1 protein-coding gene and 1 pseudogene are annotated in these 19336 nt (G+C 74.8%); both read left to right on the top strand.

The features are described 5' to 3' along the window. Positions 1-3 precede the first annotated feature (3 nt). Positions 4-17106, top strand: a pseudogene (locus LZG04_RS25760) (type I polyketide synthase); the annotation flags it as partial. Further along, complete coding sequence (locus tag LZG04_RS42690) at positions 17093-19336, top strand: cytochrome P450 (protein ID WP_308199306.1); 2244 nt, start codon at positions 17093-17095, stop codon at positions 19334-19336. The pseudogene LZG04_RS25760 and the gene LZG04_RS42690, both read left to right, overlap by 14 nt.

Below are 19336 nucleotides of genomic sequence, written 5' to 3' on the forward strand. Positions count from 1 at the left end.
GCCATGGCCGACGAAGACAAGCTCCGCAGTTACCTCAAGCGCGCCACGGCCGACCTGCGGGTGATGGGCAAGCGCCTGGCCGAGGTGGAGGAGGCCGCCCGCGAGCCGATCGCCGTCATCGGCCTGGGCTGCCGCTACCCGGGCGGCGTCGGGTCGCCGGACGAGCTGTGGCGGCTGGTCGCCGACGGCGTGGACGCGATCGGCGACTTCCCGACCGACCGCGGCTGGGACGTCACCCACGACCCGGACCCCGACCGGCCGGGCGCGACCTACGCGCGTTCCGGCGGGTTCCTCACCGATCCCGGTGGCTTCGACGCGGCGTTCTTCGGCATCTCGCCGCGTGAGGCGTTGGCGATGGACCCGCAGCAACGCGTGCTGCTCGAAACGGCCTGGGAGACGTTCGAGCACGCGGGCATCGACCCGACGTCGTTGCGCGGCACCCGTACCGCCGTGTTCACCGGCGTGTGGTCCTCGGGTTACGCCGCCCAACCGCCGCCGGACCTGGAAGGCTTCCTCGCCACCGGCATCGCCACCAGCACCACGTCCGGCCGGGTGTCCTACCTGCTCGGCCTGGAAGGCGCGGCGGTGTCGGTGGACACGGCCTGCTCGTCGTCCCTGGTGGCGATCCACCTGGCCGCGCAGGCGCTGCGGGCCGGGGAGTGCACGATGGCGTTGGCGGGCGGCGTCACGGTCATGGCGACCTCGGCGGGGTTCGTGGAGTTCGCCCGGCAGCGCGGCCTGGCCCCGGACGGGCGGGTCAAGGCGTTCGCCGACGCCGCCGACGGCACGAGCTGGTCCGAGGGCGCGGGCCTGGTGCTGCTGGAACGCCTGTCCGACGCGCTCCGCAACGGCCACCGTGTGCTGGCCGTCGTGCGCGGCAGCGCGGTGAACCAGGACGGCGCGTCCAACGGCCTCGCCGCGCCCAACGGCCCCTCGCAGGAACGCGTGATCCGCCAAGCCCTGGCGAACGCCCGCCTGGAGCCGTCCGACGTGGACGCGGTCGAGGCGCACGGCACCGGCACCACGCTCGGCGACCCGATCGAGGCGCAGGCCCTGCTGGCCACCTACGGCCAGGACCGCGCCGAGCCGTTGCGCCTGGGCTCGATCAAGTCGAACCTCGGCCACACGCAGGCCGCCGCCGGGGTCGCGGGCGTGATCAAGATGATCCTGGCGATGCGGCACGGCACCCTCCCGCGCACCCTGCACGTCGACCGGCCCACCCACCACGTCGACTGGACCGCCGGTGACGTCACGCTGCTCACCGAGCCGGTCGCGTGGCCGCGAACCGGACGTCCCCGGCGGGCCGCCGTGTCGTCGTTCGGCATCAGTGGCACCAACGCCCACGTGATCCTCGAACACGTGCCTGCCGAACCTTCGTCCACAGTGGACGCGGACTTGCCGTGGCTGCTGTCCGCGCGCACCCCGCAAGCCCTGATCGCCCAAGCTCAACGCCTCGCAGCGGTCGACGCCCCCGCCCCGAACATCGCCCGGGCCCTCGCCGACCGCACCACCTTCGAGCACCGCGCCGTCCTCCTCGCCGACCACCGCTCCGGGCTCGACGCGCTGGCGGACGGCCGGGGCGCACCCGGCCTGGTCACCGGTGAGGTCGGCGTCCCCGGCAAGACCGTGTTCGTGTTCCCCGGCCAGGGCGCGCAGTGGCCGGGCATGGGCCGCGAGCTGTACGACACGTCCGAGGTGTTCCGCGCCCACGTCGACGCCTGCGCCGAAGCCCTGGCCCCGCACGTGGACTGGTCCCTGGTCGACGTGCTGCGCGGCGGCCCGCTCGACCGGGTGGACGTGGTGCAGCCGGCGCTGTTCGCCGTGATGGTGTCGTTGGCCGGGCTCTGGCGCTCGCACGGCGTCGTCCCGGACGCGGTCGTCGGCCACTCCCAGGGCGAGATCGCCGCCGCGCACGTGGCCGGCATCCTGTCCCTCGCCGACGCCGCCAAGATCGTCGCGCGGCGCGCCAAGGCGCTGGTGTCGCTGGCCGGCCGAGGCGGCATGGTGTCCGTGGCGTTGTCACCCGACCGTGCCGCGGACTACCTCGAACGGTGGGCCGGCAGGCTCACCGTCGCCGTGGTCAACGCGCCCGGCGCGGTCGTCGTCTCCGGCAACGCCCGCGACCTGGACGACCTGCTCGCCGCCTGCGCCGCCGACGACATCCGGGCCCGCGCGCTACCGGTCGACTACGCCGCCCACTCCGCCGAGGTCGAGGCGCTGCGCGAGCAGCTCCAGCACGACCTGTCCGGCATCACCGCGCGGCCCGCCGTCGTCCCGCTGTACTCGACCGTGACGGGCGCGCCCGCCGACGACCTCGACGTCGACTACTGGTACCGCAACCTGCGCGAGCCGGTGCGGTTCGACCACGCCACGCGCGCCGTGCTCGACCACGGCCACGGCGTGTTCGTGGAGGTCAGCCCGCACCCGGTGGTCACCTCGGCGATCGAGGAGACGGCCGAGGGCACCGACGTCCTGGTCACCGGCACGCTGCGCCGCGACCAGCCGGAGGAGTTCCGCACGGCCCTCGCCCGGCTGCACGTCCGGGGCGTGGCCGTCGACTGGCGCCTCCCGACCGGCATCACGCCCGCCGACCTGCCCACCTACCCGTTCCAGCGGCAGCGGTTCTGGCTGAGCCCGGTGGCCGGGAGCGTCGGCGACCACCCGGTGCTGACCACGGTGGTGGACCTGCCCGACGGGGGCGCGGCGCTCACCGGCACGGTGTCGCTGCCCACCCACCCGTGGCTGGCCGACCACGCCGTGCGCGGCTCCGTGCTGCTGCCCGGCACGGCGTTCCTCGAACTCGCCGCCCACGCCGCCGCGAAGGTCGGCGCACCCGGCGTGCGCGAACTCGTGCTGGAGACCCCGCTGGTGCTCGACCAGGACGTGGTGCGGCTCCAAGTGGTCGTGGGTCCGCCCGACGAGACCGGTCTGCGTTCCGTCACCGTGCACTCCCACACCGACGAGTGGGTCCGGCACGCCACCGGCACGCTCGGTGACGTGCCCGCGCCCGCGTGGTCCACGCCCTGGCCGCCACCGGACGCCGAACCGCTCGACGTCACCGACCTCTACGACGCGTTCGCCGCCCTCGGCTACGACTACGGCCCCGCGTTCCAAGGCGTCACGGCGGCGTGGCGGGTCGGCGACGAGGTGCTCGCCGAGGTGGAGACGGCCGCCGAGGGCCGGTTCGCCCCGCACCCCGCGCTGCTCGACGCGGCCCTGCACCCGATGGCACTGCTGATCCCGGACGGCCCGGCCAAGCTGCCGTTCGCGTTCACCGACGCGGTGCTGCGCCCCACCGACGCACGGGTGCTGCGCGTGCGGCTGGCCGGCGGCCCCGACACCTGGTCCGTGGCGCTCGCCGACCTCGACGGCACCCCGGTCGCGTCGGTGCGGTCGGTGGCCGTGCGGGCCTTCGCCGACGCCCCCGACGACCTGTTCCAGCTCAAGTGGACCCCGGTCACCGGTGACACCACCGCCGAAGCCCGCCACCACGTGTCGACCCACCCCGGCGACACCCCCGACCAGGCGCTGGCGGCGGTGCGGGAAGCGCTGGCCGCCATCCAGGACGGCCCGGACCGGTTGGTCGTCGTCACCCGCGACGCGGTGGCCGCCGTCCCCGGTGACGTGCTCGACCTGGCCCACAGCGCGGTGTGGGGCCTGGTGCGCGCGGCGCAGGCCGAGCACCCCGGCCGGTTCGTGCTGGTCGACGCGGACGACTCGTGGGACGGCAGCCTGGCCGACGAGTCGGAGCTGGCGGTGCGCCGGGGAACCCTGCTCGCGCCTCGGCTCGTGCGGGTGGACCGCGCGCTCACCCCGCCGGACGGGCCGTGGCGGCTGGAGGACGTGGGCACGGGCAGCCTGGACGACCTCGCGCTCGTGCCGCGGCCGGAGCTGACCGGGCCGTTGGCGCCGGGACAGGTGCGGATCGCGCTGCGCGCGGCGGGCCTGAACTTCCGTGACGTGCTCATCGCGCTCGACGTCTACCCCGGCGAGGCGTTGATGGGCGGCGAGGGCGCGGGGATCGTGCTGGACGTCGGTCCCGGCGTCGACCGGTTCCGGCCGGGCGACCGGGTGTTCGGCCTGGTGCCGGGGGCGTTCGGGCCGGTGGCCGTCGCCGATCACCGGGTGCTCGCGCCGATGCCGGACCACTGGCCGTTCGCGCGGGCGGCCTCGGTCCCGGTGGTGTTCCTGACCGCCTGGTACGGGCTGGTCGACCTGGGGCGCGTCCGACCGGGGGACCGGGTGCTCGTCCACGCCGGCACCGGTGGCGTCGGCATGGCCGCGATCCAGCTCGCCCGGCACCTGGGCGCGGAGGTGTTCGCCACGGCGAGCCCCGCCAAGTGGGACGTGCTGCGCGGTCTGGGCGTGCCCGAGGACCACATCGCGTCCTCCCGAACGGTGGAGTTCGAGCAGCGCTTCCCGCCCGTGGACGTGGTGCTGAACTCGTTGGCCGACGAGTTCACCGACGCGTCCCTGCGGCTGCTCGCGCCCGGTGGCCGGTTCGTGGAGATGGGCAAGACCGACATCCGCACCGACACCGGCGTGGACTACACGGCGTTCGACATCGCCGACGCGGGCCCGGAGCGGCTCGGCGAGATCCTGGCCGAGGTCGTGCGCGCCATCGCCGACGGCGTCCTGGCCCCGCTGCCGATCGACGTCCGGGGCGTGCGCGACGCGGTGGACGTGTTCCGGCACATGAGCCAGGCGCAGCACATCGGCAAGATCGTGCTGACCCTGCCCGCGGCCCTCGACGGCACGGTGCTGATCACCGGCGGCACGGGCACGCTCGGCCGCGCGGTCGCCGCGCACCTGGTCGCCGCGCACGGCGTGCGGCGGTTGGTGCTGGTCGGCCGTCGCGGTGGCGAGGTGCGGATCGAGGGCGCGGACGTGCGCGTGGTCGCCTGCGACGTCACCGACCGCGACCAGCTCGCGGACCTGCTCGCCTCGATCCCCGACCTCACGGCGGTCGTGCACGCGGCCGGGGTGCTGGACGACGCCGTGGTCACCGCGTTGACCGCTCAGCAGGTGGCCGACGTGTTCGCGCCCAAGGTACGGGCGGCCTGGCACCTGCACGAGCTGACCCGGCACCTCGACCTGAGCGCGTTCGTGCTGTTCTCGTCCGCCGCCGGGGTGCTGGGCAGTCCCGGCCAGGCCAACTACGCCGCCGCCAACGCGTTCCTCGACGCCCTGGCCGTGCACCGGCGCGCCCTCGGCCTGCCCGCCGTGTCGCTGGCCTGGGGGTACTGGGCCGAGACCAGCGGCATGACCGGCCACCTCTCCGACGCCGACCGCCACCGCCTGACCCGCGCCGGCGTCGTGCCGCTGACCACCGGGCACGCGCTGGACCTGTTCGACGCGGCCCTGGCCGCCGACCGGGCCGCCGTCGCACCCGTCACGCTGAACGTGCCCGCCCTGGCCCGCACGCCCGCGCCGCCCTCAGCCCTGCGTGGGCTGGTGAGCCGCAGGCGGGCCAAACGGCCGGTCCACCGGGGAGCGCTGGCCGACCGGCTGCGGTCGCTGCCCGAAGCCGAACAGGTGGCGGCGGTGCTCGACGTCGTCACGGCGCACACCGCCACCGTCCTCGGGCACGCCTCGCCGGACGCCGTCGACACCCGGCAGCCGTTCGCCGACCTCGGGTTCGACTCGCTGACCGCCGTGGAGCTGCGCAACCGCCTGGGCACGGCCACCGGTCTGCGGCTGCCCGCCACCGTGACGTTCGACCACCCCACCCCGGCCCGCCTGGCGGACTTCCTGCGCGGCGAGATCGTCGGCACGCGGGCGGAAGCCGCCGCACCGGTCGTGCGGACCGTGGACGACGACCCGATCGTCATCGTGGGCATGGGCTGTCGGCTGCCCGGTGGAGTCGCGTCACCGGACGACCTGTGGCGGCTCGTGTCCGACGGGGTGGACGCCACCACGGACTTCCCGACCGACCGCGGCTGGGACCTCGACCGCCTCTACCACCCCGATCCCGACCACCCCGGCACCACCTACACCCGTCGCGGCGGGTTCCTGTCCGACGTGGCCGGGTTCGACGCCGACTTCTTCGGGATCTCGCCGCGCGAGGCGTTGGCGATGGACCCCCAGCAACGGGTGCTGCTGGAGACCGCCTGGGAGACCCTCGAGCACGGCGGGATCGACCCGCGGTCGTTGCGGGGCAGCCGCACGGGCGTGTTCACCGGCATCTGGGCCTCCGGCTACGGCACGCCCACCGCCGTGGAGGGTCACTTCGGCACGGGCGCGGCGACCAGCGTGGTGTCGGGCCGGATCGCCTACCTGCTCGGGCTGGAAGGCGTCGCGGTCTCGCTCGACACGGCCTGCTCGTCGTCGCTGGTCGCGCTGCACCTGGCCGCGCAGGCGCTGCGCACGGGCGAGTGCGACCTGGCGCTGGCCGGCGGCGTCACGGTCATCGCGACCCCGGTCGGGTTCACCGAGTTCTCCCGGCAGCGCGGCCTGGCGGCCGACGGTCGCTGCAAGCCGTTCTCCGCCGCCGCCGACGGCACCAGCTGGGGCGAGGGCGCGGGCCTCGTGCTGCTGGAACGCCTGTCCGACGCCCGCCGCAACGGCCACCGGGTGCTCGCGGTGCTGGCCGGCACGGCGGTCAACTCCGACGGCGCCTCCAACGGGCTCACCGCGCCCAACGGTCCGTCGCAGGAACGGGTGATCCGGCAGGCCCTGGCGAACGCGGGCCTGTCACCGTCCGAAGTGGACGCGGTGGAAGCGCACGGCACCGGCACGTCGCTCGGTGACCCGATCGAGGCGCAAGCCCTCCTGGCCACCTACGGCCAGGACCGGTCCGAGCCGTTGTGGCTGGGATCGGTGAAGTCGAACATCGGCCACACCCAGGCGGCGGCGGGCGTCACGGGCGTGATCAAGATGGTGCTGGCCCTCCAGCACGGCCGGTTGCCCAAGACGCTGCACGTGGACGAGCCGACCCCGCACGTGGACTGGGAGGCGGGCCACCTCCGGCTGCTCACCGAACCGGTCGCGTGGCCGCGGACCGGACGACCCCGGCGGGCCGCCGTGTCGTCGTTCGGGATCAGCGGCACCAACGCGCACGTCGTGCTGGAGCAGTCGCCCGACCCGGCCGTGACGACCGCGGGCGGTGACCTGCCGTGGCTGGTGTCGGCGAAGACCGGAACCGCGCTGCGGGACCAGGTCCGGCGGCTGCGGGAGTTCGCCGCGAGCCACCCCGACGCGGACGTCGGCCGGGCGCTCGCGGCCCGGACCCGTTTTCCGCACCGGGCGGCCGTCCTGGGCTCCGAAGTGGTGTCCGGGACGGGCACGCGGGACCGGACGGTGTTCGTGTTCCCCGGTCAGGGCGCGCAGTGGGTCGGCATGGGGCGCGACCTGTACGCGTCGGAACCGGTGTTCCGCGACGCGGTCGACGCGTGCGCGCGGGCGTTGGCGCCGCACGTCGACTGGTCGTTGGTCGAGGTGCTGCACGGCGGCGAGCTGGACCGGGTCGACGTGGTGCAGCCCGCGCTGTTCGCGATGATGGTGGCGCTGGCCCGGCTGTGGCAGTCGGTCGGGGTCGAACCGGACCTGGTCGTCGGCCACTCGCAGGGCGAGATCGCCGCCGCGCACGTCGCGGGCGCGCTGTCGCTGGAGGACGCCGCCCGGGTGGTCGCCCTGCGGAGCAAGGCCCTGGTCGAGATCTCCGGCCGGGGCGGGATGGTGTCGCTCGGCCTGTCCGCCGACCGGGCCGCGGCCCACCTGGCGCGGTGGGGCGGGCGGCTGACCGTCGCGGTGGTCAACGCGCCCGGCTCGGTGGTCGTGTCCGGTGACACCGACGCGCTGGACGAGCTGCTGGCCGGAGCGGGCGACCTCCGCGCCCGCCGCCTGCCGGTGGACTACGCCGCCCACTCCGCGCACGTCGAGGCCATCCGCGACCGGCTGCTGACCGACCTCGCCGACCTCACGCCGTCGTCCGGCCGGATCCCGTTCCACTCCGCGGTGACCGGCGAGGTGATCGACACCGCCGGGCTCGACGCCGCCTACTGGTACCGCAACCTGCGCGAACCGGTGCTGTTCGAGCAGGTGGCCCGTGCGGTGTCGGCCGCGGGGTCGCCGGTGTTCGTGGAGGTCAGCCCGCACCCGGTGCTCCTGCCCGCGTTGGCCGAGCTGGACACCGCGGCCGGTGGGACGTTGCGCCGCGACCAGGGCGGGCGCGGTGACTTCCTGGCCGCCGCCGCACGGCTGTTCGTGCTGGGCGTGGACGTCGACTGGGGCGTCACGCCGACGGCGTCGGCCGGGCTGCCCACCTACCCGTTCCAGCGGGAGCGCTTCTGGCTGACGCCCGGCGGCCCGGGTGACGTGTCCGGCGCGGGTCTGGACCCGGTCGACCACCCGCTGCTCGGCGCGTCCGTGGCACTGCCCGGCGAGCGGGCCGTGGTGCTGACCGGCACGGTCGGCACGGCCACGCACCCGTGGCTGGCCGACCACGCCGTGCTCGGGACCGTGCTGCTTCCCGCGACGGCGTTCGTGGAACTCGTCGCGCACGCGGCCGGCGTGGTCGGCCGCGCGACGGTCGAGGAACTGGTCCTCGAAGCGCCGCTGGCCCTCGACGGCGCGGTGCGGGTGCAGGTCGTGGTCGGCGCGGCGGACGACACGGGCCGCCATCCGGTGGAGGTCCGCTCGCAGGGGCGGGACGGCTGGGTGCGGCACGCCACCGGCACGCTCGCCGCCGAACCGGTCCCCGCGCCCGCGTTCCCGCCGAGCTGGCCGCCTGCCGGGGCACGGCCGGTCGACGTGCGCGAGCTCTACGACGCGCTGGCCGCCGCGGGCTACGAGCACGGTCCCGCGTTCCAAGGCGTGCGGGCGGTGTGGCGGACCGACCGCGAGGTGTTCGCCGAGGTCGCGGTGGACGACGGTGTCGGCTACGGCACGCACCCCGCGTTGCTCGACGCCGCCCTGCAACCGCTGGCGCTGCTCGCGGGCACGACCGGTGACGTGCGGCTGCCGTTCTCCCTCGCCGGCATCACGGTCCACCGCACGGGCGCGACCACCGCGCGGGTGAGGCTGTCGGGCACGGCCGCCGACGGGTACGCGGTCGCGCTCGCCGACGACTCCGGCGCGCCGGTCGTCACCATCGGCTCGGTCACCACCCGCCCGTTGGCGCGGCCGGCCGACGACGCGTTGTTCAGGCTGGACTGGATCCGCCGTGACGGCACCACGGCCGCCCCGGAGCGGGTGGTGTCACCGCGATCGACCGAGGAAGCGCTGGAACTGCTCCAGGCGTTCCTGGCCGAGGACGGGGACACGCGCCTGGTCGTGCACACCCGTGACGCGGTGGCCGCCGTGCCCGGTGACCGGGTGGACGACCTCGACGGCGCGGCCGTGTGGGGCCTGGTCCGGGCCGCGCAGGCCGAGCACCCCGGCCGGTTCGTGCTCGTCGACACCGACGGCTCACCGCTGGTGGTGCCGGACGACGAAGACCAGGTCGCGGTCCGCCGCGGCGTGGCGCACGTGCCCCGGCTCGTCCGGACCACCGCCCGTCCGGTCCCCACCGGCTCGCTCGTGCCACCCGACACCGGCGACCTGGACGACCTGGCGTTCGCCGAGACGGCCGAAGAGCCGTTGCGGCCGCACGAGGTGCGCGTCCGGGTGCGGGCGGCCGGGGTGAACTTCCGGGACGTCCTGATCGCCCTCGGCGTCTACCCGGTGCCGGCGGTGCTCGGCAGCGAAGGCGCGGGCGTGGTCACCGAGGTCGGCTCGGCCGTCACCGGCCTGCGCCCCGGCGACCGGGTGCTCGGCCTGCTGCCAGGGGCGTTCGGGCCCGCCGCCGTCGCCGACCACCGGGTGCTCGTCCCGATGCCCGCCGAGTGGTCGTTCAGCCGGGCCGCCGCGGTGCCGGTGGCGTTCCTGACCGCCTGGTACGGCCTGGCCGACCTCGGAGGGCTCGGCGCGGGCGACCGGGTGCTGATCCACTCCGGCGCGGGTGGCGTCGGCATGGCCGCCATCCAACTGGCCCAGCGGCTGGGTGCGGAGGTGTTCGCCACCGCGAGCCCCGGCAAGTGGGACGTGCTGCGCGGTCTGGGACTGCCCGAGGACCACATCGCGTCGTCGCGGACGCTGGAGTTCGAACAGCGCTTCCCGCGCGTGGACGTGGTGCTGAACTCGTTGACCGGCGAGTTCACCGACGCGTCCCTGCGGCTGCTGGCCGACGGCGGCCGGTTCGTGGACATGGGCAAGGCCGACATCCGTGACGCGCCCGGCTACCGGGCGTTCGACCTGGCCGAGGCCGGGCCCGAGCGGCTCGGCGAAGTGCTGGCCGAGGTCGTGCGGCTGCTCGTGGCCGGTGAGCTGGCCGTGCCGCCGATCACCGCGTGGGACGTGCGGCGGGCGTCGGAGGCGTTGCGGCACATGAGCCAGGCCGGGCACGTCGGCAAGGTCGTGCTGACCGTCCCCGCACCCCTCGACCCGGACGGCACGGTGCTCGTCACGGGCGGCGGCGGCACGCTCGGCGGTCACGTCGCCCGGCACCTCGTCACCGCGCACGGCGTGCGCAAGCTCGTGCTGGTCAGCCGGTCCGGCGCGACGGTCGACCTCCCCGGCGCGGACGTCACCGCGGTCGCGTGCGACGTCGGCGACCGGGAGGCGTTGGCCGCGGTCCTGGCGGGCATCCCCGACCTCACCGCCGTGGTGCACGCGGCCGGCACGCTGGACGACGGCCTGATCGAGTCGCTGACCCCCGAACGGCTCGCCGCCGTGCGCACCGCGAAGTCCGAGGCCGCCCGCCACCTGCACGAGCTGACCCGCCACCTCGACCTGAGCGCGTTCGTGCTGTTCTCGTCGGCCGCCGGCGTGCTCGGCAGCGCGGGCCAGGGCAACTACGCCGCCGCCAACGCCTCCCTCGACGCCTTGGCCGAACACCGCCGCCGGCAGGGCCTGCCCGCGGTGTCGGTCGCCTGGGGGCAGTGGGCGCAGGCCAGCGGCCTGACCGGGAACCTCGCCGAAGCCGACCGGCGTCGGCTGGCGCGGTCCGGGGTCGTGCCGCTGTCCACCGAGCACGGCCTGGCCCTGTTCGACGCCGCCCTCACCGCGCCCGAACCGACCCTCGTGGCCGCCGGGCTGCGCGTGGCGGCGCTGGGTGACCAGCCGGTGCTGCGTGCGCTGACCCGTCGCCGACCGGTCCGGACATCGGCCGTGGGGCGGAACCTCGGCGCGCTGCCCGAAGCCGAGCAGCGCGTGGCCCTGCTGGAGTTGGTCACGACGCACAGCGCGGCCGTGCTCGGTCGCACGGACGGGGTCGACGCCGACCGGGCGTTCAAAGACCTCGGGTTCGACTCGCTGACCGCCGTGGAGCTGCGCAACCGGCTGTCGGCGGCGGTCGGGGTCCGGCTGTCCGCGACCATGACGTTCGACCACCCGACCCCGGCGAAGCTGGTCGACCACCTGCGGGAAGTCCTGCTCGGTGCGGCCCGGCCCACCGTCGCGCCGGTCGCCGCGGCGCGGACCGACGACCCGGTCGTGGTCGTCGGCACGGGCTGCCGGTTCCCGGGCGGCGTCACGTCGGCGGCGGACCTGTGGCGGCTCGTGGCCGAGGGCGTGGACGCGATCGGCGACTTCCCCGCGGACCGGGGCTGGGACGTCGCCCGGCTCTACGACCCGGACGGCGGGCCGGGCACGAGTTACACGCGGTCCGGCGGGTTCCTGGCGGACGTGGGTGGGTTCGACGCGGCGTTCTTCGGGATCTCGCCGCGTGAGGCGTTGGCGATGGACCCGCAGCAGCGGTTGGTGCTGGAGACGGCGTGGGAGACGTTCGAGCACGCGGGGATCGACCCGACGTCGTTGCGGGGCAGCCGGACCGGGGTGTTCACCGGGAGTTGGGCGTCGGGGTACGCGGGCGGCGTCGACCAGGTGTCCCGGGACGTCGAGGGTTACCTCGCCACCGGTACGGCGACCAGCGTGACGTCCGGGCGGGTGTCGTACCTGTTGGGGTTGGAGGGTCCGGCGGTGTCGGTGGACACGGCGTGTTCGTCGTCGTTGGTGGCGATCCATCTGGCGGCGCAGGCGTTGAGGTCGGGGGAGTGCGACCTGGCGTTGGCCGGTGGCGTCACGGTCATGGCCACACCGGCGAGCTTCGTGGAGTTCTCCCGGCAGCACGGCCTGTCCGCGGACGGCCGCTCGAAGTCCTTCGCCGCCGCGGCCGACGGCACGAGTTGGGGTGAGGGCGCGGGCCTCGTGCTGCTGGAACGGCTGTCGGACGCCCGTCGCCACGGCCACCGGGTGCTGGCGGTGGTGGCTGGTTCGGCGGTGAACCAGGACGGCTCGTCCAACGGGCTCACCGCGCCCAACGGTCCGTCGCAGGAGCGGGTGATCCGGCAGGCGTTGGCCAACGCGGGGCTCTCACCGTCCGATGTGGACGTGGTGGAGGCGCACGGCACGGGTACGACGTTGGGCGATCCCATCGAGGCCCAGGCGTTGTTGGCCACTTATGGTCAGGACCGGTCGGAGCCGTTGTGGTTGGGGTCGGTGAAGTCGAACATCGGCCACACCCAGGCGGCGGCGGGTGTCGCCGGTGTGATCAAGGTGGTCGAGGCCCTGCGGCACGGTCACCTGCCGAAGACGCTGCACGTGGACGAGCCGACACCGCACGTGGAGTGGGAGCGGGGCGAGATCCGGCTGCTCACCGAGACCCGGCCGTGGCCGGGGACCGATCGGCCGCGCCGGGCCGGGGTGTCGGCGTTCGGGATCAGCGGCACCAACGCCCACGTGATCCTCGAGCAAGCACCCGCGGGTGAACCGGTCGCGGTGGTCGAGCCGATGCCGTGGCTGCTGTCGGCCAAGACCCCGCAGGCCCTGCGCGCCCAGGCCCGCCGGCTGCGCGACTTCGCCGACGACCCGGCCGTCGGCTCGGCCCTGGCGGCGCGCACCGTGTTCGGATACCGTGCCGCCCTCACCGACCCGGCCACGCTCCTGGCCGACCTGGACGCGTTGGCCGACGCGCCGATCGAGAAGGCCCGCCCCGGCAAGACGGCGTTCGTGTTCTCCGGGCAGGGGTCGCAGTGGCGGGGGATGGGTGAGCGGTTGGCGGCGGCGTACCCGGTGTTCGCCTCGACGTTGGAGGAGGTGTGCGGGCGGCTCGGGTTGGCGTTGTGGGAGGTCGACCTCGACCAGACGCGGCATACGCAGGCGGCGTTGTTCGCGGTCGAGGTCGCGCTGTACCGATTGGTGGAGTCGTTGGGCGTGCGGCCCGATTATCTGGTGGGTCATTCGGTGGGTGAGATCGCCGCCGCGCACGTGTCCGGGGTGCTCAGCCTTGAGGACGCTTGCACGTTGGTGTCGGCGCGGGGCCGGTTGATGCAGGAGCTGCCGACCGGTGGCGCGATGGTCGCGATCCGGGCGACCGAGGCGGAGATCACCTTGGCTGACGGTGTCGAGCTCGCCGCCGTCAACGGCCCTGACGCGGTGGTGATCTCCGGTGACGAGGACGCGGTGCTGCGGATGGCCGAGCTGTGGCGGGAACGGGGACGCGAGACGCGCTGGCTCCCGGTGAGTCATGCCTTCCACTCCGCGCACATGGATCCGATGTTGGCCGAGTTCTCGCGGGTTGTGGAAGGGCTGTCGTTCGGTTGTCCACAGATCCCGATTGTGTCGACGGTTTTGTCGGACGTTTCGAGTAGCGTTGACAACAGGGATCCCCTGGGCGGGTACCCCTCCGCAGGCACGGCGTTCGACGCCGGGTATTGGGTGCGGCAGGTGCGGGAGCCCGTGCGGTTCGCGGACGCTCTGGAGTGGTTGCACGCCAATGGTGTGACGACGTTCCTGGAGATCGGGCCGCATCCGACGCTCGTGCCGAACGGCGTGATGCGGCGCGACCACGACGAGCCCGAACGCCTCCTCGCCGCCCTCGGCCGCCTCTGGGAGCAGGGCGCGGACTGGCGGCCGCCCGCCTCGCGCGTCCACCTCGACCTGCCCACCTACCCGTTCCAGCACGAACCGTTCTGGTTGGTGCCGAGCACGCCGGCGGACGTGGCGGGCGCGGGGTTGGACGCGCTGGACCACCCGTTGCTGCGGGCCGCGGTGAGGTTGCCGGACGGGCAGGGCGTGGTGCTGACCGGTGTGCTCGCGCCGGCGGCGCAACCGTGGTTGGCCGAGCACACCGTCCTGGGCACGGCCCTGCTGCCCGCCACCGGGTTCGTGGAGCTGGCCCTGCACGCCGGCGGGCAGGTCGGCTGCCCGGTGCTGGCCGAACTCGTGCTCGAAGCGCCCCTGCCGCTGCACGGCGTCACGCACGTCCAAGTCACCGTCGGCGCGCCGGACGACACCGGCCGACGCGCCGTCACCCTCCACTCGCGCACCACCGACAACCCGGACGACTGGACCCGCCACGCCACCGGCGCCCTGCGCCCCGAACCGGCCACCCCGCCGACCGGACCCGCCACCTGGCCACCGGCCGGCGCGACCCCCGTCGACATCACCACCCTCTACGACGCGCTCGCCGACGCGGGCTACGACTACGGCCCGACCTTCCAGGGCCTGCGCGCGATCTGGCGGCACGGCGACGACCTGCACGCCGAGGTCGCGTTCCCCGCCGAGCACGACCGCCTCACCGGCTACGGCCTGCACCCGGCCCTGCTGGACGCGGCGATCCAGCCGCTCACCCTGCTCACCGGCATCACCGCCGAGGTCGACGGCCACGGCCTGGCCAGGCTGCCGTTCTCGTTCGCGGGCACGTCGATCACCGGCACGGCCGCCACCCTGCGGGTCGTGCTGTCACCCACCGCGCCGGACACCTATTCGGTGCACGTCACCGACACCGCGGGCACACCGGTCGCCACCATCGACTCGCTGGTGCTGCGCCCCGTCGAGCTGGGCGGCCTCGCCCTCACCCGGCACCCCGACTCGCTGCACGTCCTCGACTGGACGCCGGTGCCGATCACCGACGCGCCGGACGTGCCGGCCCGGTACCGCGAACTCGTGACCCCTGACGGAGACCCGGTCGCGCAGACCCACGCCCTCACCCGGCAAGTGCTCCAAGACGTGCAGCGCGCGTTGGCCGACGACACCCGCCTGGTGATCGTCACCGCACACGACGACCTGGCGCTGGAAGCGGCCCGGGGCCTGGTGCGCAGCGCGCAGGCCGAGCACCCCGGTCGGTTCCTGCTGGTCGACCACGACGGCACGGAGGCGTCCCGGCAGGCGCTCCCGGCCGCCGTGCGGACCGCGTTCGCCCGAGCCGAACCGCACCTGCGACTGCGCGACGGCTCGCCGTCCGCGCCCCGGCTGGTCAAGTCCGCCGAGGACGGCACACCGCGCCCACTGCGCGGGACCGCGCTGATCACCGGAGGGTTCGGCGTCCTCGGCGGCCTGACCGCGCGCCACCTCGTCACCGCGCACGGGGTGCGGCACGTGGTTCTGGTCGGACGGCACGGCATCGCCGCCCCCGGCGCGGCACAGCTGCGGGCCGAGCTGGCCGACCTCGGCGCGCGCGTCACCGCCGCCGCGTGCGACGTCGCCGACCGGGACGCCCTGGCCGCGCTCCTCGCCACGATCGACGACCTGCGCGTGGTCGTGCACACCGCCGGGATCGTGGACGACGCCGTGGTCACCTCCCTCACCCCCGACCGGCTCGACGCCGTGCTGCGGCCCAAGGTCGACGCCGCCTGGCACCTGCACGAGTTGACCCACGACCTGGACGCGTTCGTGCTGTTCTCGTCCGTGGCGGGCGTGCTGGGCAGCCCCGGTCAGGCCAACTACGCGGCGGCCAACGCGTTCCTCGACGCCCTGGCCCGCCACCGGCACGCGCTCGGCCTGCCCGCCGTGTCGCTGGCGTGGGGGCACTGGGCGCAGGACAGCGGCATCACCGGCCACCTCGGCGAGGCCGACCGGCACCGGCTGGCCCGCGCCGGCCTGCACCCGCTGCCGACCGAGCGGGCGTTGGCGCTGCTCGACACCGGCCTGGCGACCGACCTGCCCGTGCTCGTGCCCGCGCACCTCGACCGGGCGGCCGCGCGGACGCCGTTGCTGCGCGACCGGGCACGGCACCCGAAGCCGCCCGCCGCCACGCCGGCCGACCTGATCGGACGGCTCGCCGCGCTGGCCGAACCCGAGCAGCGGGCACTGCTGCTGGACGTCATCACCACCCACAGCGCAGCCGTCCTCGGCCACACCACGCCGCTCGCCGCCGACCCGCAGCAGGCGTTCCGCGACCACGGCGTCGACTCGCTCACCGCGATCGAGCTGCGCAACCGGCTCAACGCCGCCACCGGCCTGGAGCTGGCCGCGACCGCCGTGTTCGACTTCCCGACACCCGCGCAACTGGCCAACCACCTCTTCGGGCAGTTGCGCGGCACGGCCAAGCGGGACGCCGGGCCGGTGGAGACCCTGCTGCGCAAGGCGATCGACGTGGACCGCGCGCGTGACGGGCTCGACCTGCTCGCCACCGCGGCACGGCTCGGCCCGCTCGCCGACCGGCTCGACGTGACGCCGGCGAAGCTCACCACCGGCTTCGTGCCGCCCGCGTTGGTCTGCCTGCCGTCCGCGCTGGCGTTCACCGGCGTGGAGGAGTACGCGCGGTTCGCCGCCGCGTTGGAGGCGATGCGGGACGTGACCGCCCTGCCGCTGCCCGGTTTCACCGGCGGCCCGCTGCCCGCCACCGCCGAAGCCCTGGTGGACGCGCTCACCTCGGCCGTCGCGGACACGGCCACGGGCGAGTTCGCGCTGGTCGGCCGGTCGGTCGGGGCGTGGCTCGCCCGTGCCGTCGCGGCTCGCCTCGAAGCCGGTGGCGTGGCACCGGCCGCGCTCGTGCTGATCACGCCCGCCGACGACCCGCGCGCGGTGCTCGACGGCGTGCTCGACCCCGAGCACCAGGTCCACCCGGTGGACGACGACCGGCTGGTCGCGATGGGCCGCTACCTCGACCTGGCCGGGCAGTGGCGCCCGGCCCCGACCGGCGCGCCGGTGCTGCACGTCGGCACCGCGGGCGAACGACCGCCGTCCGGGCAGGAGTCGGTGGTGGTCCCCGGCGACCACTTCTCGGTGCTGGAACAGCACTCCGCCGCCACCGCCCTGGCGATCAGCAGCTGGCTCACGGACTTCCAGGGGTACGGCGCCGGGTTGTCCGAACTCAGGGAGAGGAACGTCCATGATCTGGGATGACGTGTACATCGGGGGCACCGGCCGACACCTGCCGCCGCGCACGCCGGCGACCGACGCCGTGCCCGACACCGACACCATGCGGCGGCTGCTCGCGCTGTCGGACTTCACGTCGTTCACCCGGTCCGACGACCTCACCGAGCACGCCATGGCGGTGCGCGCGGCGATCGGCGCGCTGCGCCAGTCCGGGCTGACCGGCGCGGACATCGCCATGGCCGCCTACGCCCAGATGGACCACCAGGACCACATGGCGTCCTCGTGCCACCTCCAACGCGTCCTCGGCCTCGGCCACGCCCTGGTCTACGAGGTGGAGGCGACCAGCAACGGCGGCTCGGCCGCGCTCCAGGCCGCCGCCGCACACCTCGTGGCCGACCGGTCCGCCACCGCCACCCTGGTCACCGCCACCGCCCGGTTCCGGCCGCCCCGCTGGGAGCGCTGGCAGCCCACCGTCGGCATCTTCCTCGCCGACGGCGCGGCGGCGGCCGTGCTCACCCGCGACGGCGGCCGAGCGCGCCTGGTCGCGACCGCCAACAGCTCCGCCACCCAGATGGAGGTCCTCGCCACCCCGTCCATCCCCGACCCGCTGGGCCACCGCGACCGCACGCCCATCGAGGTCACCGGCCTCGCGCCCTACCTGACCCTGATGAGCGAGGCGCTGGTCGGCGCGGTCGAGCAGGCCGCGAAGGAAGGTGGCGTCGCGATCGCCGACATCACCCGGTTCGTCATCACCGGCCTGGGCCTGGCGCAACTGCAAGTGGTGGTGCTGGAACCGCTCGGCATCGACCTCGGCCGCACGACCTGGCCGTTCCTGCGCGAGCTCGGGCACGTCGGGCCGTGCGACCAACTTCTCGGCGTGGACCACCTGCTCAACGACGCGGACCTGAAGCCCGGCGACACGATCATGGTCATCGGCCTGGGCATGGGCTCCCGGTTCACCGCCGCCCTGCTGGAGGTCACCGAGCCGCCCGCGCGCGGCACGGCGTTCGTGGCGCAGTCGGTCGAGATCCCGGCCGTCGAGCGGTACACCATCGACCCGACCGGCGCCGACATCTTCGGCGAGGCCGCCCGGCTGCGCGAACGCGGCCACACCACGCCCGTGGAGCTGCCCGGCGGTGTCGGCGCGTGGGCGGTGGTCGGCCACGACGCCGTCAAGGAGGTGCTGCTGGACCCGAACGTCTCCAAGGACGCCAACCGGCACTGGCCCGCGTGGCGCAACGGCGAGATCCCGCCCGACTGGCCGCTGATCATGTGGGTGGCGATGAAGAACATGTTCACCGCCTACGGCGAGGACCACGCCCGGCTGCGCAAGCTGGTGGCCAAGGCGTTCACCGCGCGGCGCGTCGACGCCCTGCGCCCGCGGATCGAGTCGATCACCGCCGAGCTGGTCGACCGGCTGGCCGCCGTGCCGCGCGGCGAAGTGGTCGACCTGCGCGCGGAGTTCGCGTTCCAGCTGCCGATCCGGGTGATCAGCGGCCTGTTCGGGCTGTCCGAGCGGACCGGCGCGGACCTGCGCCGCCTGGTCGAGGCGGTGTTCAGCCTCGACGCCGACCCCGACGGCGTGCAGGGCGCGTCCGCCGAGCTGTACATGCTGCTGAAAGGCCTGGTCGCGGAGAAGCGCGCGAACCCCGGCGACGACCTGACCACCGACCTGATCGCGGCCCGCGAGGAGGACGGCAGCCGGCTCGGCGAGCAGGAGCTGCTGGACACGTTGCTGCTGACCATCAGCGCGGGCTTCGAGACCACCGTGAACCTGCTCGACAGCGCCGTGCACGCCCTGGCCACCCACCCGGCCCAGCTCGACCGCGTCACCACGGGCGCGAGCACCTGGGACGACGTGGTGGACGAGACGCTGCGCTGGCAGGCGCCCGTGCCGAACCTGCCGCTGCGGTACGCGGTGCGGGACGTGCGGGTCGGCGGTGTCGAGATCGCCCGAGGCGACGCGATCCTGGTGTCGTTCGGCGCGGCCGGCCGCGACCCGGCCCGGCACGGCGCGAACGCCGAGGAGTTCGACCTCACCCGACCGTCGCGGCGCGACCACCTGGCGTTCGGCCACGGCGTGCACCACTGCCTGGGCTCGCCGCTGGCGCGGCTGGAGGCCACGGTGGCGTTGCGGGCGCTGTTCGAACGGTTCCCGAACCTTCGGCTCGCCGTGCCGCCGGCCGAGCTGCGACCGTTGGGGTCGTTCTTCACCAACGGGCACAAGACGCTGCCCGTGGTGCTGGAGGAGGACTGA

Source organism: Saccharothrix sp. S26, assembly GCF_021390395.1.
Classification (GTDB): domain Bacteria; phylum Actinomycetota; class Actinomycetes; order Mycobacteriales; family Pseudonocardiaceae; genus Actinosynnema.